The sequence below is a fragment of the Bradyrhizobium huanghuaihaiense genome, assembly GCF_025200885.1.
GTDB classification, from domain to species: Bacteria; Pseudomonadota; Alphaproteobacteria; order Rhizobiales; family Xanthobacteraceae; genus Bradyrhizobium; species Bradyrhizobium huanghuaihaiense.
In genome coordinates, this window is sequence record NZ_CP104172.1 from 3882000 (window position 1) to 3902094 (window position 20095).

21 protein-coding genes are annotated in these 20095 nt (G+C 64.8%); 13 read left to right on the forward strand and 8 right to left on the reverse strand.

What is annotated here, in order from left to right:
• Window positions 1-15: 15 nt before the first annotated feature.
• Window positions 16-648, reverse strand: a complete 633-nt coding sequence (locus tag N2603_RS18500; RefSeq protein ID WP_260389878.1) for a DUF1326 domain-containing protein — start codon at window positions 646-648, stop codon at window positions 16-18.
• A gap of 150 nt (window positions 649-798) precedes the next feature.
• A complete protein-coding gene (locus tag N2603_RS18505) occupies window positions 799-1446 on the reverse strand; it encodes a glutathione S-transferase family protein (protein WP_260389879.1) in 648 nt (215 codons plus the stop codon).
• Window positions 1447-1647: 201 nt separating this feature from the next.
• Here N2603_RS18505 and N2603_RS18510 point away from each other — a divergent pair, with 201 nt between their 5' ends.
• The 3 genes from N2603_RS18510 to N2603_RS18520 all read left to right on the forward strand — a co-directional run bounded on the left by N2603_RS18510 (window position 1648) and on the right by N2603_RS18520 (window position 3232).
• Entirely contained in the window at window positions 1648-2133 is a 486-nt protein-coding gene (locus N2603_RS18510) for an adenosine-specific kinase (RefSeq protein ID WP_260389880.1), read from the forward strand.
• An 86-nt stretch (window positions 2134-2219) separates the two neighbouring features.
• The gene (locus N2603_RS18515) at window positions 2220-2396 is read left to right on the forward strand and encodes a hypothetical protein (RefSeq protein ID WP_260389881.1); all 177 of its coding nucleotides are present in this window, start codon (window positions 2220-2222) and stop codon (window positions 2394-2396) included.
• Window positions 2397-2503: 107 nt separating this feature from the next.
• Window positions 2504-3232 carry a protein-L-isoaspartate(D-aspartate) O-methyltransferase gene (locus N2603_RS18520; RefSeq protein WP_260389882.1) on the forward strand — a complete coding sequence of 243 codons (729 nt, stop codon included), beginning with the start codon at window positions 2504-2506 and terminating at the stop codon, window positions 3230-3232.
• 41 nt (window positions 3233-3273) lie between these two features.
• On the opposite strand, the gene N2603_RS18525 is transcribed toward N2603_RS18520, so the two are convergent.
• The gene (locus N2603_RS18525; protein WP_260389883.1) at window positions 3274-5232 is read right to left on the reverse strand and encodes an alpha/beta hydrolase domain-containing protein; all 1959 of its coding nucleotides are present in this window, start codon (window positions 5230-5232) and stop codon (window positions 3274-3276) included.
• Between the two features lie 103 nt (window positions 5233-5335).
• On the opposite strand from N2603_RS18525, the gene N2603_RS18530 reads away from it, so the two are divergent.
• Both N2603_RS18530 and N2603_RS18535 read left to right on the forward strand, forming a co-directional pair.
• A complete protein-coding gene (locus tag N2603_RS18530) occupies window positions 5336-5650 on the forward strand; it encodes a hypothetical protein (RefSeq protein WP_260389884.1) in 315 nt (104 codons plus the stop codon).
• A gap of 188 nt (window positions 5651-5838) precedes the next feature.
• Window positions 5839-6120, forward strand: a complete 282-nt coding sequence (locus N2603_RS18535) for a twin-arginine translocation signal domain-containing protein (protein WP_260424216.1) — start codon at window positions 5839-5841, stop codon at window positions 6118-6120.
• A gap of 161 nt (window positions 6121-6281) precedes the next feature.
• On the opposite strand, the gene N2603_RS18540 is transcribed toward N2603_RS18535, so the two are convergent.
• The 3 genes from N2603_RS18540 to N2603_RS18550 form a co-directional block, all read right to left on the reverse strand.
• The gene (locus tag N2603_RS18540) at window positions 6282-6533 is read right to left on the reverse strand and encodes a GCG_CRPN prefix-to-repeats domain-containing protein (protein WP_026312672.1); all 252 of its coding nucleotides are present in this window, start codon (window positions 6531-6533) and stop codon (window positions 6282-6284) included.
• Window positions 6534-6728: 195 nt separating this feature from the next.
• The gene (locus N2603_RS18545; protein ID WP_260389885.1) at window positions 6729-7739 is read right to left on the reverse strand and encodes an alpha/beta fold hydrolase; all 1011 of its coding nucleotides are present in this window, start codon (window positions 7737-7739) and stop codon (window positions 6729-6731) included.
• Window positions 7740-7933: 194 nt separating this feature from the next.
• A complete protein-coding gene (locus tag N2603_RS18550) occupies window positions 7934-8632 on the reverse strand; it encodes an ArsR family transcriptional regulator (protein ID WP_260389886.1) in 699 nt (232 codons plus the stop codon).
• Between the two features lie 216 nt (window positions 8633-8848).
• On the opposite strand from N2603_RS18550, the gene N2603_RS18555 reads away from it, so the two are divergent.
• Genes N2603_RS18555 through N2603_RS18565 form a run of 3 tightly spaced genes read left to right on the forward strand, consistent with a single transcriptional unit; the run spans window position 8849 to window position 10393 of the window.
• Window positions 8849-9157, forward strand: a complete 309-nt coding sequence (locus N2603_RS18555; RefSeq protein WP_018647290.1) for an NIPSNAP family protein — start codon at window positions 8849-8851, stop codon at window positions 9155-9157.
• Window positions 9158-9181: 24 nt separating this feature from the next.
• Window positions 9182-9532, forward strand: coding sequence for an antibiotic biosynthesis monooxygenase family protein (locus N2603_RS18560; protein WP_026312673.1), 351 nt, complete (start codon window positions 9182-9184; stop codon window positions 9530-9532).
• 51 nt (window positions 9533-9583) lie between these two features.
• A complete protein-coding gene (locus tag N2603_RS18565; protein WP_260389887.1) occupies window positions 9584-10393 on the forward strand; it encodes an isocitrate lyase/PEP mutase family protein in 810 nt (269 codons plus the stop codon).
• A 166-nt stretch (window positions 10394-10559) separates the two neighbouring features.
• Here the strand turns inward: N2603_RS18565 and N2603_RS18570 are convergent, their stop codons facing one another.
• Complete coding sequence (locus tag N2603_RS18570; RefSeq protein ID WP_260389888.1) at window positions 10560-10952, reverse strand: hypothetical protein; 393 nt, start codon at window positions 10950-10952, stop codon at window positions 10560-10562.
• A gap of 164 nt (window positions 10953-11116) precedes the next feature.
• Between N2603_RS18570 and N2603_RS18575 the strand changes: the two genes are divergently transcribed.
• The gene (locus N2603_RS18575; RefSeq protein WP_260389889.1) at window positions 11117-11761 is read left to right on the forward strand and encodes a trimeric intracellular cation channel family protein; all 645 of its coding nucleotides are present in this window, start codon (window positions 11117-11119) and stop codon (window positions 11759-11761) included.
• Between the two features lie 111 nt (window positions 11762-11872).
• On the opposite strand, the gene N2603_RS18580 is transcribed toward N2603_RS18575, so the two are convergent.
• Window positions 11873-13108 carry a cytochrome c gene (locus N2603_RS18580; RefSeq protein WP_260389890.1) on the reverse strand — a complete coding sequence of 412 codons (1236 nt, stop codon included), beginning with the start codon at window positions 13106-13108 and terminating at the stop codon, window positions 11873-11875.
• 281 nt (window positions 13109-13389) lie between these two features.
• On the opposite strand from N2603_RS18580, the gene N2603_RS18585 reads away from it, so the two are divergent.
• The 4 genes from N2603_RS18585 to N2603_RS18600 all read left to right on the forward strand — a co-directional run bounded on the left by N2603_RS18585 (window position 13390) and on the right by N2603_RS18600 (window position 20019).
• On the forward strand, window positions 13390-16881 hold the full coding sequence (locus N2603_RS18585) for an indolepyruvate ferredoxin oxidoreductase family protein (RefSeq protein WP_260389891.1): 3492 nt from the start codon (window positions 13390-13392) through the stop codon (window positions 16879-16881).
• Between the two features lie 581 nt (window positions 16882-17462).
• Window positions 17463-18620: a thiolase domain-containing protein gene (locus N2603_RS18590; RefSeq protein WP_260389892.1), complete on the forward strand. Its 1158-nt coding sequence runs from the start codon at window positions 17463-17465 to the stop codon at window positions 18618-18620.
• Window positions 18620-19009: a Zn-ribbon domain-containing OB-fold protein gene (locus N2603_RS18595; RefSeq protein WP_260389893.1), complete on the forward strand. Its 390-nt coding sequence runs from the start codon at window positions 18620-18622 to the stop codon at window positions 19007-19009. Before N2603_RS18590 ends, N2603_RS18595 begins: the two co-directional genes overlap by 1 nt.
• 149 nt (window positions 19010-19158) lie before the next feature.
• Complete coding sequence (locus N2603_RS18600; protein ID WP_260389895.1) at window positions 19159-20019, forward strand: MaoC family dehydratase; 861 nt, start codon at window positions 19159-19161, stop codon at window positions 20017-20019.
• Window positions 20020-20095 lie beyond the last annotated feature (76 nt).

A 20095-nucleotide genomic window follows, 5' to 3' on the forward strand; every position in this document is an offset into this window, starting at 1 on the left:
ACGTCAGGAGCGGCATCAAGCCTGGTTCGACCACTGGATCGGCGCATAGAGACCGTTCCTGCCGGAATTGTCCCAGCGCATGCCATGATCGCTGTATGTATTGCCGGCGGCGCCGACCGCCATCACCATCCTGTCGGGGCTGACGGGGTGGCCGATGTTGGCCCACATTTCGCCGCTCGGGTGCATGGTCGGTAACGGATCAACGGACATCTGCAGAATGCCCGGGATTTCCGCGGACCGAGTCTTGCCGTCGATCCGGAATGTGATCGGGGCCTTCTTCACCCCCAGGTTCTTGCTGATCAGCGGTACGAACGCGGCCATGGGACCACCGGCCGCGCCGCTGAAGATCGCAGCCAGCGCCTCGGTCTGCCGATCGTCGGCGCTCTGATCGACATAGGTGGCCTGCGACCAGTTCCCGTCGGCCATGACTCCGGGCGCATGGAGAATAACCAGCACGTTCAGTCCATCGAGTGCGACGTCGCCGTAACGCCCGGTCTCGATGTGGAAAATCAGCGGCACGTTGCAGAAGCCCTCGGTCGGTCGCGCGGTCAGCGGGGCACCCGCAGACACGAGGCACGGGCACACGATGCTGCAACTGCAATTTTCGAAATAGTCACCGGAAAGCTGCCACGAGACCTGGTCCACCATCGCTCCCTCCCGCTAGGCCGAACCCGACAGATCACCTTCGAACGAGCTACCTGTGGTGGAAAGCTACGCCGCGTGCGCGGGAACCGCAAGACGATGCGCCAATGAAGTTGGTGTGAAGCGGCGACGGCGTTAGCGCCAGCCTAGCCCCTATCAACGCGCCTTATCCGCTGCGGCGAAATGCGCCATCTGGTCGGCGTGGGCCTTGACGAAGGCCGGGCGGGCGGTGGCGCGCGTGAGATAGGCGCGGCAGGCGGGACTGTCCGCGAGCCCGTCAAAGCGATCGACGGGGCGCAGCACGTCCGCCATCAGGATGTCGGCAACGGAGAAGGAGCCCGCCAGCCATTCGCGGCCGGCCAGCACCGGCTCGAGATTCTTGAGGCGGATCTTCAGGAAGCCGTCGACGAACTTCACGGCCGGTGAACCGTCGTCGCTGCCGGTGAACTTGAACATGGACCAGGGCAGGCTTGCCATCTCCACCGAATTGAGCGCCGCGAACACCCATTTTGTCGCCTCGCTGCGGCCGCGCGGATCAGTCGGCATCAGCTTCGCGCTGAGCGCGCCGAGATGGAGCAGGATCGCGCCGGTCTCGAAGATCGAGAGGTCGCCATCGGTCAGCCACGGCACCTGGCCGAACGGCTGGTGCGCGAGGTGCGTAGCGCCGCGGTCGCCGAACGGCGTGCTCGCGACGCGGTAGGGCAGGGACGCTTCTTCCAGCGCCCAGCGCACGCGAAGATCGCGCACCAGACCGCGCGGCATCTCGGGAACCCAGTCGAAGGTGGTGAGCGTGAGGTCGGGCATGTGAGGCCTCCGTGCTGTCTTACGCATAGGACGGACGAGGGGCGCGCGTTCCGACAGCGAGGCGATGTTTTTTCTCCACGGGTCGGGCCAAAGCCCTGCGCGCGCGGATTCCAGGGGTGTGAAACTGACGCTCGTAGCGGCTTGCAATCGCCTCCCGGTGGCCTACCATGTGTTGCGTGTCTACCTTGAAGGAGCGCAGCCATGGAACTCACCGTGGTGCCCATCGTCAAGCCGGACGCCGCCAACTTCATCTTCGGCCAGTCGCATTTCATCAAGACCGTGGAGGACCTCCACGAGGCGCTCGTGGGCGCTGTCCCCGGCATCCGCTTCGGGCTGGCCTTCTGTGAGGCCTCCGGCAAGCGGCTGGTGCGCTGGTCGGGCAATGACGAAGCCGCCATTGCGCTTGCACGCGACAACGCATTGGCCATCGGCGCCGGCCACACCTTCCTGATCTTCCTGGGCGAAGGATTCTTTCCGGTCAACGTGCTGGCTCAGGTGCGCGGGGTGCCGGAGGCCTGCCGCATCTACTGCGCGACGGCCAACCCGACTGAGGTGATCGTCGCGCAAACAGAGCAGGGGCGCGGCGTGCTCGGCGTGGTGGATGGCGCCTCGCCCTTGGGCATCGAAACCGACGCCGACATTGCGTGGCGGAAGGACCTGCTGCGAAAGATCGGCTACAAATTGTAGCAGCCGAAGTCGGAAGCGACCGGAGTGCATCGACAATGCCGTCGAACCGGCGACGCTCTCGAGCTCCACATCCGAGGAGCAATGAGATGAAGCAACACACCCCCGAGAAATTTTCCACCAGCTCGATGGACTGGAGTCCCTCTGCGATCGTCGGTAACACATGGCCGCCCCGAGATCCTGATGACGACGAAGACGATGAGGATGAGGAGGACGAAGACGAAAGCGACGAACCGGCGGTCGTGCGCGAGCCGGACGAAGATTAGACCGGCCTCGAGCCGGCAATCGGCCTTATTGCAGAGGACGTAGGGCTGGCAGAGAGGTATCCGCGCTCGGTCGCGGCACTCCTTTCAAGGTTGGAGAGCGCGCCATCATGAAGGGCTTGCTGCTAGTGATCGCCATGATTGTCCTCGCGCGGGAGGCGATCGCACTGGACGCACAATGCGTCCGCGAACGCGCCGCTATGGTCGAAACCATCCGGACCTACGCCCGGTCCGCCGCCGGTGTTCTGGGACAGCAAGGCCTGTCGGAGAGGGTCCTTGACGCCATGGCGCAAACGTTGCGCCATCTGTTCATCCCCGAGCGATCCTGCTCTGTCGCGTACGCGGATCGACCGATACCGATCGGCCTCGGCCAGACCATATCGCAGCCCTATATCGTCGCCTTGATGACCCAGTTGGCCGAGGTCGCGCCCGATCATGTTGTGCTCGAAGTCGGTACGGGTTCGGGCTACCAGGCCGCCATTCTTGCGCGCCTCGCGCAAAAGGTCTGTACCATCGAGATCATCCCGCAACTGGCCGAGACCGCCGCGAAAACACTAAGAGACCTCGGATATGACAACGTGAGCGTCAGGCTCGGCGACGGCTACGATGGCTGGCCCGAATGCGGTCCTTTTGACGCCATCGTCGTGACTGCGGCGCTGGGGCAGCCACCGCCGCCGCTGATCGAGCAGCTCAAAGTGGGTGGCCGTCTCGTCATGCCGGTAGGACCGGCTTACTTGACTCAGCAGCTCACGGTCGTCGAAAAAGTCGCCCCCGGCAAGACGACGACGCGCGCCGTTGCCCTCGTGCGCTTTGTCCCGTTTACGCGCTCACGGAATTAGAAGCTTACGCTTCGCTAATCGCCCTACGGGATCGACAAAGCTCATTGCCCAAGCTTGGCCAGTTTACCTTGCTTCGCGGCTTCAACCGCACGGTCCGCATCCTCCGGCAGCAGCAATCGCTCAGCCACCTGCCGTGCCGTCTCTCGCTTCACCGCCGCCACATAGGCCCCGTCATCCGCATAGCGCTCCGCGATCGACAGCCTGGGATCGTGCACTTCCTTTCGTGCCGCCTCGGTCGGCGCGAACGGCACCACCGCGCCTTGCAGCGGATAGAGCGCGGTCGGGCCAAAGCCCTGCGCACGCGGATTCCAGGCGATGTAGGTCGCGCGCGGCACCGCCACTGCGAGCTGACGGATACCTGATATCGCCATGCCGTCAGCGTCCGCCTTCGGCACGAACACGGGATAGCGGCCGATCTCCTTGGGCGGCAGCACGCTCTGGTCGGAGAAGACGGAGAGCGTGTGGATGCCGGCATAGGGCAGGCCGGGAATATCCGTCGGCACCGCGCCTAACGCCGGCACCAGCGTGCCGTGGGCACGCATCGGGATGCGGCTTGCGGGCGGCTTGATGCCATCGCTGATCCAGGCGTTGAGATCGGTGAGGAGCGCGCGCATCGGCATGCCCGCATGCATCGGGTTCTGCGGCAGCGACATCGCCGGCAAGCCCTTGCGCACGACCTCCGCGGCTTCGGCGAAATGTGGCGTGCCCGTGATCATGTAGGCGCGGACGTTGTCGGGGAGATCGAGATGGTTGCCGCCGAGATCGGTGACCAGCAGCGAGGCGTGCGAGGCCCACCATTCGTGCTCGCTGTCGGTCTGCATCACCTTCGGACACGTCGCCGAGAGCGAGCAGCGACGCAACAGGCCGTCGGTCTTGCCGGAATAGGGATCGCTCAACGTCGCGTAGGTGAACGGGAACAGATCGGCCTGCCACGCCGGATCCTGCGGATGGCGCGGGTTGCGGCCGGGCTGGCCGAAGCGGACATTGGTCGCCATCCGCCGCGTGCCCGCGACATGCGGCATCAATCCGTCGAACACGGTGCGGCCCTGGAGATCCTCGTTGAAGCCGAGATAGAGGAAGTCGCGCAGGAAACGGCCGGATTGCGAGACGCCGAAGCCGATGGCGCGGCTGATGGACGAATGCAGGCCATTCAGTAGCGGGTTCGCTTGCGTTTCGTCGTGGCGGAGGAAGCTGACGACATCGCGCACGGCGGCAAAGCCCATGCCGAGCGGCACCGGATCGCGTGCGGTGTAGGTGATCTCGTAGAGCGCGCCGGCATCGAAGCCCTCGGGTCGGATGATCTCCACCGTCACGGGATCGACCGGCTTTGCCGCAAGGCCTGACGGCGTTTGCCGCGCGTCGGCCCAGGCCGCGCGCACGGTGACGTTGAGGTTGGCGGCGTCGGCTGCGGGCCACGTCAGCGTCGCGCGCGCGGGATTGGTCGTGCTGTCGAAGATCACCTCTTCGCGCGCGGGGCCGGTGACGGCTTTGATCACCGGCGCGGTCATCGCGAGCTGCCCCGGCTTCGACGGAATCTCGCCCTGCCAACCCACCCAGACCATCGTAAAACCCTGGCGGTGCAGGAAGCCGATGCCGGCGTCCTCGGCCTTCTCCGCAATGTTGGCGCCGGGCTGGGCGGAATCGTCGAACAGCTGCGGCGCCAGCTTGCGGCCGCGATTGGGGACTTCCAGCAGCAGCGTGCCGTTGCCGTGGCTGGCATCGCTGGGCCTGAGGATCACGACGTCGGCGGTGGCTTCGACCTTGCCGTCGGCGCCACGCGGTGCGAGCGCGAGGTCGGTGATGACGGCGTTGCGGTCGTCGGACGGGTTGAGCGCGAAGGTCGCGCGCGCGGTGATGCGCTCATAGGTGCCGACGGCGCCGAAGCTGCGTCCGGCGAAGGCGGGCACGCGTTCCAAAATGTCGAAGCGGACGATTTCGGCGAGCGAGGCCGCAGGCCACAGGCAGGTGATCGCGATGAGACCCGAGATGTTCCTGCGCATGGCTGTCCCTCCCTTGTATGGCGCGACGGCAAGTTCCACGCGGGCTTTTTGTTGCGGCGACTATAACCGGCTATCCTGAGGCTAAACAACAGGAGGAAATCCGATGCCGGCAGCCTTCTTCGTCGTCCGCGCCATCGTCGCCGATGCGAGCAAGCGCGCCGCCTTCGACAGATGGTACGAGACCGAGCACGTGCCCGATGCGGTGAAGGCGTTCGGCGTCAGCAAAGCCTGGCGGTTCTGGAGTCTCGACGATCCTTCGCTGCACCAGGCGATGTATCAGTTCGATGACGAGGCCAAGCTCGATGCGATGCTGAAGGGCGATGCGCTCAAACAGCTCGTCGCTGGTTTCAACCGCGACTGGCCCGACGTGAAGCGCTCGCGCGAGACGCTGGTGCTGGCGCAGGAGTTCGTGAAGTAGTTGCGCTCCCGTAGCCCGGATGAGCGCAGCGATATCCGGGGAAAGCGTTCCCGCATGTCGCTTCGCTCATCCGGGCTACGAAGCTATCCACTTCGCAACGAATCTGAATGCGCGATTCAGCTTGGGTTCATGTCGTGACCGCGACACTTCCTCTGCATCACTTGCTCGATCACCTAGAGGACATGTCCATGGAGCGCCGGAACTTTTTGAAACTTGCATTGGGTGTGACGGCGGGCGCCGCCGCCTTCGCCGCGACCGCCGAGGCCGCGCCGTTGTCACCGCAGCCGGTCGGCGGTCCGGGCCGCATGCCGCAGCCCGATGCCGATCTGCATCCGGCCGTCACCACCGGCGATGAGGCCGCGCAGCTCAAGCCCGAGCAGGTGCATTGGCATGGCCACCACCGCCACTGGGGTTGGCGCCGTCGCCACTGGGGCTGGCATCGCCGGCGCTGGCATCGCCGTCACTGGTAAGCTTCACACAAGCCAGGCTTTGGACGGGGATCGCGATCGCGGTCCCCGTTTTGATTCGTGGCTGTTGCGTGACTCCGCCGATGGCCTGTTGGAGGGCCTCAAAAGAAAAAGGCCGCGCGGGGCACTCCCGCGCGGCCACTTCGCAGTGCGAAGAGACGAGATCAGATCGGGCGGCAGCGGCCACCCCACCAGCGGAAGCCATAGGGGCACACGCGGGCGCGCGGCACGACGACGACCGGCGCGGGGGCGACCACGATGGGGGCGGGGCGCACAACGACCGCGCCGCGCATCGGGCGGCAGCCGCCATAGGGGCCACGGTACCAGCCCGGACCGCAACCCTGCGCGGCGCTGGCCGCCTCGCTGAAACCGACGACCGCGCTCGCGAGCATGGCGGCGGCGAAGAGGTATTTCATTTGATCTTCCTTCTCGTCCTTGGGCAGATTGTTTGGGGCAGGGCGCTTGCGGCGCACAATGAATCAACAGACACGATTCGACACGTTAAATCTGGGAGACACGTGCCGACACGTCGCGATCCAAACCTGCCAATCATGACCTGAATGCGGCATGAACGTGCGCCGCATCCTGCCTCAGGCGACACGCAGCTGTCGCTAGCGGCCGAGAAAGCCCAGCACCAGCTCGCGGTACTTCTCCGGCGACTCCAGGAAGACGAGATGGCCGGTGTCGGGGATCACCTCGGCCCGCGCGTTCGGCATCTTCGCGGCAAGCTGCTTCGCAAGCTCTGCGTTCTGCCCCATTTTTGCGCGCAGCGCCTCCGGCGCGAGCGGCCGGCCCGGCGCGTTGTGGTCGTCTGCGCCCATGATGAACAGCGTCGGCAGCGCGATCAGCGGGATCTCGTGCGCGACCGGCTCACGATAGATCATCTGGCCGGAAGAGACGAAGGCACGCAGCCAGCGCGGATAATCGGGGCTGCCCTTGATGTTGAAGCGGGCATCGATGAACGGCGTGATCGCCTCGCCCGGCAGCTTGATCGCGTAGTTGGTCTGGAGCTGCTTGCGATAGCCGTCGGCGGTGAGCTTGTCCTCGGTCTCGATCATCTTCTCGGTCGGCGTCGGCGGCACGTAGAGGCGATAGTCCTCGAGGCCGATCGGGGCGGTCAGCACGAGATGGGCGACGCGGTCAGGGTAGGCGCGGGCGATGCGCACCCCCAGCATGCCGCCGAGCGAATGCGCGACGATCTCGGCCTTGTTGATCCCTAAGTGGTCGAGCAGCGCGATGGTGTTGCGCGCCAGATTGTCGAAATGCAGCTCGCCCGCCGGCTTGGAGGATTTGCCGAAGCCGATCTGGTCCGGCACCACGACACGATAGCCGGCCTCGCTCAACATCTTGATGACGGGTGCCCAATAGCTCGCCGGAAAATTGCGCCCGTGCAGCAGCACCACGGTGCGGCCGTTCGGCTGCTGGGGAGCGACGTCCATATAGGCCATGCTGAGCTGCTCGCCGTCATTGACCACGGGGAGCAGGTGTACCGGATAGGGATAGGCAAAGCCCTCGAGCGCAATGCCATAGGGCTCGCGCGGTGCGGTCTCGGCGGCGCGGGCGAAGGTGAGCGGGGAAGCAAAGAGGGCGGCGGCGAGCGCGGCCGGGAGGAGGCGGTTCATTTGGGATCTCGTGTTTGGAGCTGTCATTCCGGGGCGCGCGTAGCGCGAACCCGGAATCTCGAGATTCCGGGTCTGGTCCTTCGGACCATCCCGGAATGACACTGCGCTTAAAGCGATCGATGGCCGGGTCAAGCCCGGCCATGACGAGATCATCCAATCACACGCAAACGTGCGATCCCACGCTTCTCGTGTGATCAGTCCTTCCCATTGCCGAACAACGCCGCAAACTGCTTCTCGCCGGTGCGGGTGAAGTTCACGACGCGGCTGCCGGGCGTGGGATCGCGCGCGGCCCATTTCAGCTCGGCAAAGCGCTGCATCATGGCGGCGCCCAGCGTGCCGGCAAGATGGTGACGCCGCTCGCTCCAGTCGAGGCAGGCCTTGCAGACCGGGCGGCGCGGGTGGCTGAGCATGTCGGGCGAGATCTGCAGGTTTTTGGCGAGAAAGCGCTCGCCCTCGGCGGTCAGCTCGATCTCCTGCTTCTTCTGCTTGACCAGATGCCGCTCGCGCAAGGAATCGAGCATCTGCACGCCGAGATCGCCGGCGAGATGGTCGTAGCAGATCCGCGCGCGCCGCAGCGCCGGATCCTTCGGTCCGGTGCGCACGCGCATGTGGCCGGTGCGCGCGGCAAGGCCCGCGAGCCCCTCGAGCACGCCGGCAACGTCGTCGTCGGTGAGGCGGTAGTAGCGGTGGCGGCCCTGCTTCTCCGGCTCAACCAGTCCGCCGGCCTCGAGCTTGGCCAGATGTGAGCTCGCGGTTTGCGGCGTGATGCCGGCCTCCTGCGCCAGCTCGCTGGCGGTCAGCGCGCGTCCGTTCATCAGCGCCGTGAGCATGTTGGCGCGGGCGGGGTCGCCGACCAGCGCGGCGACCATGGCGATGTCGGGTCCTGATTTCATGCTTCGATGGTAGCCGAAGCATTGTGGTCGGGCAAGCGCGTAGCGTGTCGCCACGAACACGTCATTGCGAGCACACCGGTGCCGTAGGGTGGGCAAAGGAGCGCAGCGACGTGCCCACCAATCGTCGTTGCGGACAAAGGACCGTGGGCACGCTTCGCTTTGCCTACCCTACGAGACCTGCGCTCGCATTGACGGAAAAAAACCAAGGAGCCCATCATGTCCGTCACTGTCTTCATCCGCTACCAGCTCGATCCGTTCAAGCGCGCGCAGTTCGAGGAATATTCAAAACGCTGGCTCACCATCATCCCGAAATGCGGCGGCGACCTGATCGGCTATTTCATGCCGCATGAGGGCACCAACAACATCGCCTTCGCGCTGATCACCTTCGAGAGCCTCGCCGCCTATGAGGCCTATCGCGCCCGACTGCGCCAGGATGCGGAGGGCATGGCGAACTTCCACTTCGCCGAGGAGCACAAATTCATCCTCGCCGAAGAGCGCACCTTCCTGCGCAAGGTGGTATTGTAGGCCGTCAAACATGAGGAGATGCCCATGATCGCCGTGATCTTCGAGGTCTGGCCCAAGCCGGAACACCGCCAGACCTATTTCGACCTCGCAGCCGATCTGAAGCCGCTCCTGCAAACCATCGACGGCTTCATCTCGGTCGAGCGCTTCGAGAGCCTGACCGAGAAGGGCAAGATCCTGTCGCTGTCGTTCTGGCGGGACGAGGCGGCCGTGCAGGCCTGGCGCAATACCATGGAGCATCGGCGCACCCAGGCCAAAGGCAGGGCGCAGATCTTCGCCGATTATCACTTGCGCATCGCCAGCGTCGTCAGGGACTACGGCATGAACGATCGCGAGGAAGCGCCGAAGGACAGCCGCGCCGTGCATGACGCGCACTAGCGCGCTCGATGATGCGTGCCTATGTCTGCGCGGCCAACAAGGGAGAGAAACATGCATGTGACGACCGCTGACAAGCGCGCGACGTTCAAGAAGATGCACGAGAGCGGCTGCTTCATCCTGCCCAATCCGGTCGATGTCGGCAGCGCCAAGGCGTTGCAACATCTCGGTTTCAAGGCGATCGCGTCATCGAGCGCGGGTTTTGCCTGGACCATCGGCAAGGCCGACAATCACGTCACCGTCGAGGACGTCTGTCAGCATCTGGCAGCATTGAGCTCGGCGGTCGACATCCCCGTGAACGCCGATTTCGAGGGCGGCTTTGCCGTCGAGCCGGACAAGGTCGCCGACAATGTCGAGCGCGGTGTGCGCACCGGCGTCGCCGGCCTGTCGATCGAGGATTCCACCGGCGACAAGGACAAGCCGCTCTACGACCGCGCGCTGGCGGTCGAGCGCATCAAGGCCTCGCGCAAGGCGATCGGCGAAAGCGGCACGCTGCTGGTCGGCCGCTGCGAGGCCTATCTCTGGGGCGTCACCGATCTCAAGCTCGTCATCGACCGGCTTACCGCCTATGCGGATGCCGGCGCCGACTGCCTCTACGCGCCGGGCCTGAAGACCCGCGAGGACATCGCCGCGGTGGTGAAGGCTGTCGCACCCAAACCGTTCAACCTTCTGATCGGCGGCTCCGGCCTGTCGCTCAAGGAAGCCGAAGATCTCGGCGTGCGCCGCATCAGCGTCGGCGGCTCGCTCGCCCGCGCCGCCTGGGGCGGCTTCATGCGCGCCGCGAAGGAGATGGCGGAGAAGGGCACCTTTGCCGAGCTTGGCGGCGGCTATCCCGGCGGCGAGCTCAACAAGATGTTCAGCTAAACAAACAGCGGCGGGATGTTGAGTCCGGCCGCTCTCTCATCCTCTCGGTGTCATGCCCCGCGAAAGCGGGGCATCCAGTACGCCGCGGCTTCTCGATTGAATCACCGCCGCCTCGGAGTACTGGGTCGCCCGGTCAAGCCGGGCGACGACAGCTATCGTGTGGCGCTTACTTCGCGCCGTCAGACGGCTTCTGCGTATCCGGAGCCGGCTTGGTCGGCGCAGCACCCGTGGTCGTGCCCGGCTCGGTGTTGTTGCGCGGCGTCACGTCACGCATGCCGGGAGGGGCGGCCGGATTGGCCGGCGCCGACTGCTGAGCAGTCCGCGGCGTCGGCTCGTTGCTCGCCTGGTTGCCCGTGGTGCTGTTGTTCAGGCCGTAGAACACGGCGCCGAGCACCAGGGCGACGGCCACGGCAAACAGCGCAATCTTGCCGCTGGAGGCAGGGCCTTCGCCCAGCTCGGGATCGGCCTGAAGGTCGGCATCCCGGCGTGCCGCGCGAAGATACTCATCGTCGGCGAGGTTCGGGCGATACGGATCGTTGGGAAAACGGTCGTCAGCCATCGATTGGTCTCCTCGGTTATGACGCCGGGACAACCATCAGGTGCGAGATTCCGTTCCGCCCCCTTTGTGCTTTCGTCGCATGTTGCCTTCGCCTCGGGAATCGGGAACCTGTTCCGCCGGGAGCCCCGCGCGTGAGTTCCATTGCGCGAGGAGGGAACAGGGCGATGTGGAGCCTGCCACCGACCGATAGCGTGCTGCATTTCTTGTCACTGGTCGCGGTGGCCGCGCAGGGGATGACGGCTGCGCTCGCTGCGGGCAGGCGCAGCATGGATTGGCTGGGCGTCTGCTTCCTCGGCTGCATTACCGCGCTCGGCGGCGGCACGCTGCGCGATCTGTTCCTTGGCCACTATCCGCTGGCCTGGGTGCAGAACCCGATCTATCTCGCGCTCGCCGGCGGCGCGGCCTTCGTTACCATTCTGATCGCGCGCCTCGTGCACCGGCTGAAGGTCGCCTTCATCGTGCTCGATGCCATCGGTCTCGTCGTCTTCACCATGACCGGTTGCGACGTCGCCTGGCAGATGGATGCGACGCTGCCTATCGTGATCGTCTCCGGCATGGTGACGGGTTGCGCCGGCGGCGTGCTGCGCGACGTGCTCTGTAACGACGTGCCGCTGCTGTTCCGCTCCGAGCTCTACGCCAGTGTCTCGGTGGTGACGGGGCTGTTCTACGCGACCGCGTTCGGTTTGCAGCTCAACGCGGGGCTCTGGACCATCCTGACCTTCGTGCTCGGCATCAGCTTCCGCCTGCTCGCGGTGCGCTACAAATGGGAGATGCCGAAATTCGTGTTCACGGGGGATGAGGAGAGGTAGCTCTATCCACCCCGTCATTGCGAGCGCAGCGAAGCAATCCAGAATCTTTCCTCGGAGGGACTCTGGATTGCTTCGCTGTGCTCGCAATGACGAGAAGGAGGCAGCGGAGGACTACTCCTCCCTCCTTGCCCTCGCCACCTGCGACGGCGTCACCAGCGGACCGGCATTACCCCAGGAATTGCGGATGTAGTTCGTCACCGCGGCGATCTCGCCGTCGGACAATGTCTTGGCATAGGCCGGCATCTCGCCGGTGTTCGGCGCGCGCGGCGTCGTCACGGTATAGGCGCCGTCGAGGATGATGCGCAGGGTCGAGGATGGATTGACCGATTGCAGCAGCGCATTGCCCGGCAGCGGCGGATAGATCCGCGGCGCGCCTGAGCCGTCGGCCTCGTGGCAGGCGATGCAGAGCTTGGCGTAGACAGCCTGGCCGGCCTTCATCTCGGCATCGTCGGGCGGCGTGACGATCGTCTCGCGCCGTGCCGGTGCCAGGCTTTTCAGATACAGCGCGATCGCGCGGACATCGGCATCGCTCATCTTCGCCGTGGAATTGACGACCACCTCGGCCATCGGACCGTCGGCATGACTCTTCGCGTTGCGTCCGCTTTGCAGATACTCCGCGATATCAGCCTCGCTCCAGGATTTCAGCCCGGTGCGCGCGGCGCCATCGAGCCTCGGCGCGTACCAGCCGCCGACCTCGTTGCCCGACAGCGCCTGGGCCTGCTTGTCGGCGCCAAAATAGTTCTTCGGCGTGTGGCAGGCGCCGCAATGGCCGAGACCGGTGACGAGATAGCCGCCTCTGTTCCACGCTGCACTCTGGTTCTGATCCGGCTCGAACAGGCCGGGCTTGAAATACACGGCGTTCCAGATCCGCATCAGGCCGCGGTAGCCGAACGGCCAGCGCAGCTCCGGCGGCTTGTTGCGGCTCGCCACGGGTGCGAGCGTGCCGAGATAGGCGCGGATCGCCAGCGTGTCGTCCTTCGTCATCTTCGTGAAGTAAGGGTAGGGGAAGGCCGGATAATAGTTCGATCCATCCGGCGCGATGCCGTAGCGCAGGGCCCGGGTGAAATCGGCATCCGCCCAGGCGCCGATCCCGGTGTCGCGGTCGGGCGTCAGGTTCGGCGCATAGATCGCGCCGAAGGGTGTGTCGATGCGCTTTCCGCCAGCGAACGGCTTTGCCGGATCGGCGGTGTGGCAGCCTGCGCAGTCACCGGCCTGGACCAGAGCCTTGCCATAGGCGATCAGCTCCGGCGACGGTTCGGCGGCACGGGCCGCGCTTGTAACCGTACCTGCAACCGCACTGCACAACGCCAAACCCGCAAGGGCCAAGCCGGCCAGAATCGTCCGCATCGAAAGCCTCTCTTGCGACCAATCGACCGCACCCGCGTGAAAGGAGCGTCAATTCATTTCGCGATGGCGGGGGTATGGTGACACAAATTGAAAATGCCCGATGCCTTTGCAGCCACGAAATTGCGATTTTTACCCGGCGCTCCCTTTGGTCCAGATTTGTGGTGCGGAGCGTTAAATATCCGACATAGAGTGGTACAGGTGGTCGGCGCGCCCTAGCTAAAAACGACGGGCAGGCAACGGCTTAAGCAGCCAAACGCTCAAAAGGGCGGATGAGGACAAGAATGGGCATCAACCAGGGTCCGATCAGTCTCGATCAGAAATACACCCAGCAGACCGGACACGTCTTCACCACGGGCATCCAGGCCCTGGTCCGCCTGCCGATGGCGCAGATCCGGCGCGACCGCGCCAATGGCCTCAACACCGCGGGCTTCATTTCCGGCTATCGCGGCTCGCCGCTCGGCGGCTACGACCAGCAGCTGTTCGCCGCCCGCAAGCATCTCGAGCAGTACAACATCAAGTTCCAGCCCGGCGTGAACGAGGACCTCGCCGCGACTGCCGTGTGGGGCTCGCAACAGCTCAACCTCTCGCCCGGCGCCAAGTATGACGGCGTGGTCGGCATCTGGTACGGCAAGGGTCCCGGCGTCGACCGCTGCGGCGACGTGTTCCGCCACGGCAATGCCGCCGGCTCGGCCAAGAACGGCGGCGTGCTGTGCCTCGCCGGTGACGACCACGGCGCCAAGTCTTCGACCGTCCCGCATCAGTCCGACCATGCCTTCATCTCGGCGCTGATGCCGTATCTCTATCCCTCGAGCATCCATGAGATGATCGAGATGGGCCTGCTCGGCATCGCGATGTCGCGCTATTCCGGCTGCTGGGTCGGCATGAAGGTGATCACGGAGACGGTGGAGACCACCGCCGAGATCGATCTCACCGACGAGATGAAGCCCTTCATCATTCCCACCGATTTCGAGCTGCCGCCCGGCGGCCTCAATCTACGCTGGCCCGACGACCGCTTCGAGCAGGACCGCCGCCTGCAGGACTACAAGGGCTTTGCCGCGATCGCCTTTGCGCGCGCCAACAAGGTCAACCGCATCACCATGGATTCGCCGAATGCCCGGTTCGGCATCATGGCGTCCGGCAAGAGCTATGAGGACGTGCGGCAGGCGCTGCGCGAGCTCGGGATTACCGAGGAGGTCGCCGCCAAGATCGGCTTGCGCCTCTACAAGATCGGGATGCCCTGGCCGCTGGAGCCGGAAGGCGTGCGCCAGTTCGCGGTCGGCCTCGAGGAGATCTTCATCGTCGAGGAGCGGCGCGAGATCGTCGAGAACCAGGTCAAGCAGGAGCTGTTCAACTGGCGCGACGACGTCCGCCCGCGCATCGTCGGCAAGATGGACGAGCACGACAAGCGCTTCCTGACCTTCGCCGCCGAGCTCAGCGTCGCCTCGCTTGCGACCTCGCTCACCGAGCGACTTCTCCGACTTAATCTCAACCCTGAGATCGCGGAGATGCTTCGCGTCAAGGCCGACTGGTTCAACGGCCGTCAGGCGACCCAGATGCAGGCGGTCGCACCGGTGTCCCGCACCCCTTATTTCTGCTCCGGCTGTCCCCACAACACCTCGACCAAGGTCCCCGAGGGAAGTCGCGCGCTCGCCGGCATCGGCTGCCACTTCATGGCGCTGTGGATGGACCGCTCGACTGAGACCTTCACCCATATGGGCGGCGAGGGCGTGCCGTGGGTCGGCATCGCACCCTTCACCAACGAGAACCACATTTTCGCGAACCTCGGCGACGGCACTTATTTCCATTCCGGCAGTCTCGCCATCCGCCAGTCGATCGCCTCCAAGGCGAACATCACCTACAAGATCCTCTACAACGACGCCGTCGCGATGACCGGCGGCCAGCGCCATGACGGCGATCTCTCGCCGCAGAAGATCATGGCTCAGCTTCACGCCGAGGGTATCAGCGAGATTTATCTCGTCTCGGAAAATCCGGACGCCTATCCGGCTGACACCATCGCGCCGGGCGTGAAGAAATATCACCGCGACGAGCTGCAGAACGTCATGAAGATGTGCCGCGAATACAAGGGCACGTCGGCGATCGTGTTCGTGCAGACCTGCGCCGCCGAAAAGCGCCGCCGCCGCAAGCGCGGCCTGATGGAGGATCCGGCGCGCCGTGTCATGATCAACCCGGCGGTCTGCGAAGGCTGCGGCGACTGCTCGGTACAGTCGAACTGCATCTCGGTCGAGCCGCTGGAGACCGAGTTCGGCCGCAAGCGCGCCATCAACCAGTCGTCCTGCAACAAGGACTATTCCTGCCTCAAGGGGTTCTGTCCGTCCTTCGTCACCATTGACGGCGGCGCGCCGCGTCATCGCGCCCCAGCCGAGCTTGCTGACATTGGTGAACTGCCGGAACCCGCTTCGCGCCCGACACTTGAAAAACCCTATAACATCGCGGTCGGCGGCGTCGGCGGCACCGGCGTGCTCACCATCGGTGCGCTGCTCGGCATGGCCGCGCACATCGAGGGCAAGGCGTCGATGATCCTGGACATGTCGGGCCTGGCGCAAAAGGGCGGTGCGGTGCTCAGCCATGTCCGCCTGTCCGATCATCCGGCCGAGGTGACCTGCTCGCGCATCGTCACCGGCACGGCCGATCTCGTGCTCGCCGCCGACGAAGTGGTCGCGGTCGCCAAGGACACCATCTCGCTGTGCGACAGCAGCCGCACCCGCGGCGTCATCAACAGCCACGTCATCCCCACCGCCGACTTCATCCTCAATCGCGACTTCAACTTCCAGACCCGCAAGCTCGATGCGGTGCTGGAGACGGCGCTGCACAAGGACTCCGTGTTCTTCGACTTCACCAGACCGGCCGAGCAGCTGCTCGGCGACAGCATCGCCACCAACATGATGATGATGGGCTATGCCTATCAGAAAGGGCTGTTCCCGCTATCCGCTGAATCGATCGAGCAGGCCATCGAGGTCAACGGCGTCTCGATCAAGATGAACAAGGAAGCCTTCCGCCTCGGCCGCCTCGCGGTCGCCGATCCCAAGCGTCTTGCTGACATGCTGAAGGGGACGGAGGAGGTCGTTGCGCCGAAGACGCTGGATGCCATGACGCTCGACGAGGTCATCGAGCATCGCGCCAAGCATCTCACCGCCTACCAGAACACCCGCCTCGCCAAGCGCTATCGCAAGCTGGTCGACCAGGTCCGCGATGCCGCCAAGCAGGGCGATTATGGCGATGCGCTGCCGCGCGCGGTCGCCGTGAATTACGCCAAGCTGCTGGCCTACAAGGATGAGTACGAAGTCGCGCGCCTGTTCACCGACGGCGCCTTCGAGCAGCAGCTCCGCGACCAGTTCGAGGGCGACTTCAAGTTCAGCTTCAACCTCGCGCCGCCGATCCTCAGCAGCGGCGTCGATGCGATCGGCCGCCCCAAGAAGCGCGCCTTCGGCCCGTGGATGCTGAAGGTCTTCCGCGTGCTGGCAAAGTTCAAATTCCTGCGCGGCACGGCGCTCGACATCTTCGGCCGCAGTGCCGACCGCAAGCTCGAGCGCGACCTGATCGCCGGCTACGAGAAGGACGTCACCACCGTGCTCGGCCTGTTGTCGCCCGTCACGATCGACACCGCGGTCGAATTGCTCTCGCTGCCCGACCGCATCCGCGGCTACGGCCCGGTGAAAGAGAAGGCGGTTCAGGACGCCAAAGCCCGCTACGCGCAGCTCGCAGCTGATCTCGCCAATCCGCCGCCCGCGCCACGGCAGATCGCAGCAGAGTAGGGCATTGATTTACTTGTAGCCCGGGTGAGCGAAGCGATACCCGGGACGGTTTTCACGGAATCCCGGATGTCGCTGCGCTCATCCGGGCTACAATCGACCGCACGATTTTCCGTTTGAATTCAACCATCATCCTACTGTGCATGGGGTTGTTTTCGGCAAAAAAGAAATCCGCAAAACACCTTTAGGATTTCGCCTGTCGCATCCGTCATTGCGAGCGCAGCGAAGCAATCCAGAAATGCATCCGCGGAAAGACTCCTGGATTGTTTCGCGGCGCTCGCAACGACGGCGTTGAGGGAGCGAGCAATGCATAACCGTCACCCTGAGGCGCTCGCCTCTTCGGCGAGCCTCGAAGGGCGACAGCCCGGCTGTCGCCGCGAGGAGTGCGCCGAAGCATCTCGGCCGTGCATCCTTCGAGGCTCCCGGCGCGATGCTTTGCATCGCGCCGCTCGCGCCTCAGGATGACGGAGCGGGGGAGTTGCGCCAACCCGCTGCCCACCCGACGGAATATTTCCGCGCTTGCCAATCAGGCCGGTGCGGTTCAGAAAAAAGAGCCAAGAAGAAACGCGAGCGGAGACCTGAGTTTGACCATCAAGGGCAAGGCCTACATTGCCGGGATCTACGAACACCCGACCCGGCATGCGCCGGACAAATCCACCGCCCAGCTCCACGCCGAGGTCGCCAAGGGCGCGATCGAGGACGCCGGGATCAGCAAGGACGATGTCGACGGCTATTTCTGCGCGGGCGATGCGCCCGGCGGCGCCTGGCCGATGGTCGACTATCTCGGCCTCAACACCAAAAAACTCCGCCACGTCGATTCCACCGAGACCGGCGGCTGTTCCTATATCATCCACCTCGGCCACGCCGCCGAGGCGATCGCGACGGGCAAGTGCTCGATCGCGCTGATCACGCTTGCCGGCAAGCCGCGCACTGGCGCAATGCCGCCGCGCGCGGCCGGCGCCGAGCTCGATTTCGAGTCCGCTTACGGCGCGACGACGCACAATGCCTACGGCATGTGTGCCATGCGCCATATGCACGACTATGGCACGACCAGCGAACAGCTCGCCTGGATCAAGGTCGCGGCCTCCCATCACGCGCAGTACAATCCGCACGCGATGCTGAAGGACGTCGTCACCGTCGAGGACGTGCTGAACTCGCCGATGATCTCCGATCCCCTGCATCGCATGGATTGCTGCGTCGTCTCCGACGGCGGCGGCGCGCTGATCGTGACCACGCCCGAGATTGCGAAGAGCCTGAAGAAGCCGCTGGTCAAGCTGATCGGCCATGGCGAGGCGATGAAGGGCCCGCGCGGCGGCAAGGATCTCGACCTCACATATTCCGCCGGCGTCTGGTCCGGTCCGCGTGCGTTCGAGGAAGCCGGCATCACGCCGAAGGACATCAAATACGCCTCGATCTATGACAGCTTCACCATCACGGTGCTGATGCAACTCGAGGACCTCGGCTTCTGCAAGAAGGGCGAGGGCGGCAAGTTCGTTGCCGACGGCAATCTGATCTCCGGCGTCGGCAAGCTGCCGTTCAACACCGACGGCGGCGGCCTCTGCAGCAACCATCCCGTCAACCGCGGCGGCATGACCAAGATCATCGAGGCCGTGCGCCAGCTGCGCGGCGAGGCGCATCCGAAGGTGCAGGTCAAGAATTGCGATCTCGCCATTGCCCACGGCACCGGCGGCCTCTTGGGCGTCCGCCACGCCGCCTCGACGGCCATTCTGGAGCGCGTGTGATGAGCGAAGTGAAAAAGTATCCGGCCCCGGTGACCAATCCGGAAACCGCAGCTTTCTGGGATGCGGCCAAGCAAGGCAAGTTCATGATCAAGCGCTGCACCGCCTGCGGCGAAGCGCACTACTTCCCACGCTCGATCTGCCCGTTCTGCTACTCCGACAAGACGGTGTGGGAAGAGGCGTCAGGCGAGGGCACGATCTACACCTGGAGCCTGATGCGGAAGTCGCCGACCGGCCCTTACGCCATCGGCTACGTCACGCTGAAGGAGGGGCCGTCGGTGCAGACCAACTTCGTCGACTGCGATCTTACGACGCTCAAGATCGGCCAGAAGGTGAAGGTGGTGTTCAAGCCGACCGACGGCGCCCCGCTGCCGTTCTTCACGCCGGCTTAGGACGGTCCTCATCCTGAGGAGCTTGCGAAGCAAGCGTCTCGAAGGATAGCCACAACAAAGAAGCGTTTCGGGCATCCTCATGGTTCGAGACGGCGCAAGAGCGCCTCCTCACCATGAGGATGAGAACCACCGGGAGGAACACAAACAACATGTCCGCCAGATACGAAGAGCTCAAAGGCCTGAAAAACCTCGGGCAGAAATATGCCTACAGCGATCGCGAGGTGATGCTCTACGCCTACGGCATCGGCCTCGGCGCCGACCCGATGGACGAGAACGAGCTCGCCTTCGTCAACGAGGGCACGTTCACGCCGCGGCCGCTGAAGGTGGTGCCGACCTTTGCATCCGTTGCCGCGTGGGGCGCGGGGCCGGGCGAGATGAATCTCAACCGCGTCATGGTGGTGGACGGCGAGCGCGACATCACCTTCCATCAGCCGCTGCCGGTGGCCGCCAACATCACCGCCGACTCCTCCGTGCTCGAGGTCTACGACAAGGGCAAGGACAAGGGCGTCGTGATCAGCCACCAGACCGTGCTCAAGAACGAGAAGGGCGAGAAGCTGGCAACGCTCGTTGCCTCGCGTTTCGCCCGCGGCGACGGCGGCTTCGGCGGGCCGAACCTGACCCAGCCCGATCCGCACAAGATCCCCTCGCGCAGCGCCGACAAGACCATCGACATCGTCACGCGTCCCGACCAGGCGCTGGTCTATCGCCTCTGCGGCGACCGCAACCCGCTGCACAGCGATCCCGAGTTTGCGAAGAAGGCCGGCTTCCCGCGCCCGATCCTGCACGGCATGTGCACGTACGGCATCACCTGCCGCGGCGTGCTGCAGACCTATGCCGACTATGACGTGAGCGCCTTCCGCCAGCACGTCGCGCGGTTCTCTTCCCCGGTCTATCCCGGTGAGACCGTGACCATGGACCTCTGGAAGGACGGCAACACGATCTCGTTCGAAGCCAAGGTGAAGTCGCGCGGGGTCACGGTGATCAAGAACGGCAAGACGGTGCTGGGTTAGGCGGTCTCTTGCCCCGGACGCAGCGCGGCGCTCCTTAAGCGGTGCGCTGCAGAGCCGGGGCCCAGAGAGTGCCGTA

What these genes read in the sequence shown, in the direction of transcription:
- N2603_RS18500 (WP_260389878.1), bottom strand. Translation starts at nt 648, where the DNA reads ATGGTGGACCAGGTCTCGTGGCAGCTTTCCGGTGACTATTTCGAAAAT.
- N2603_RS18505 (WP_260389879.1), bottom strand. Translation starts at nt 1,446, where the DNA reads ATGCCCGACCTCACGCTCACCACCTTCGACTGGGTTCCCGAGATGCCG.
- N2603_RS18510 (WP_260389880.1), top strand. Translation starts at nt 1,648, where the DNA reads ATGGAACTCACCGTGGTGCCCATCGTCAAGCCGGACGCCGCCAACTTC.
- N2603_RS18515 (WP_260389881.1), top strand. Translation starts at nt 2,220, where the DNA reads ATGAAGCAACACACCCCCGAGAAATTTTCCACCAGCTCGATGGACTGG.
- N2603_RS18520 (WP_260389882.1), top strand. Translation starts at nt 2,504, where the DNA reads ATGAAGGGCTTGCTGCTAGTGATCGCCATGATTGTCCTCGCGCGGGAG.
- N2603_RS18525 (WP_260389883.1), bottom strand. Translation starts at nt 5,232, where the DNA reads ATGCGCAGGAACATCTCGGGTCTCATCGCGATCACCTGCCTGTGGCCT.
- N2603_RS18530 (WP_260389884.1), top strand. Translation starts at nt 5,336, where the DNA reads ATGCCGGCAGCCTTCTTCGTCGTCCGCGCCATCGTCGCCGATGCGAGC.
- N2603_RS18535 (WP_260424216.1), top strand. Translation starts at nt 5,839, where the DNA reads ATGGAGCGCCGGAACTTTTTGAAACTTGCATTGGGTGTGACGGCGGGC.
- N2603_RS18540 (WP_026312672.1), bottom strand. Translation starts at nt 6,533, where the DNA reads ATGAAATACCTCTTCGCCGCCGCCATGCTCGCGAGCGCGGTCGTCGGT.
- N2603_RS18545 (WP_260389885.1), bottom strand. Translation starts at nt 7,739, where the DNA reads ATGAACCGCCTCCTCCCGGCCGCGCTCGCCGCCGCCCTCTTTGCTTCC.
- N2603_RS18550 (WP_260389886.1), bottom strand. Translation starts at nt 8,632, where the DNA reads ATGAAATCAGGACCCGACATCGCCATGGTCGCCGCGCTGGTCGGCGAC.
- N2603_RS18555 (WP_018647290.1), top strand. Translation starts at nt 8,849, where the DNA reads ATGTCCGTCACTGTCTTCATCCGCTACCAGCTCGATCCGTTCAAGCGC.
- N2603_RS18560 (WP_026312673.1), top strand. Translation starts at nt 9,182, where the DNA reads ATGATCGCCGTGATCTTCGAGGTCTGGCCCAAGCCGGAACACCGCCAG.
- N2603_RS18565 (WP_260389887.1), top strand. Translation starts at nt 9,584, where the DNA reads ATGCATGTGACGACCGCTGACAAGCGCGCGACGTTCAAGAAGATGCAC.
- N2603_RS18570 (WP_260389888.1), bottom strand. Translation starts at nt 10,952, where the DNA reads ATGGCTGACGACCGTTTTCCCAACGATCCGTATCGCCCGAACCTCGCC.
- N2603_RS18575 (WP_260389889.1), top strand. Translation starts at nt 11,117, where the DNA reads ATGTGGAGCCTGCCACCGACCGATAGCGTGCTGCATTTCTTGTCACTG.
- N2603_RS18580 (WP_260389890.1), bottom strand. Translation starts at nt 13,108, where the DNA reads ATGCGGACGATTCTGGCCGGCTTGGCCCTTGCGGGTTTGGCGTTGTGC.
- N2603_RS18585 (WP_260389891.1), top strand. Translation starts at nt 13,390, where the DNA reads ATGGGCATCAACCAGGGTCCGATCAGTCTCGATCAGAAATACACCCAG.
- N2603_RS18595 (WP_260389893.1), top strand. Translation starts at nt 18,620, where the DNA reads ATGAGCGAAGTGAAAAAGTATCCGGCCCCGGTGACCAATCCGGAAACC.
- N2603_RS18600 (WP_260389895.1), top strand. Translation starts at nt 19,159, where the DNA reads ATGTCCGCCAGATACGAAGAGCTCAAAGGCCTGAAAAACCTCGGGCAG.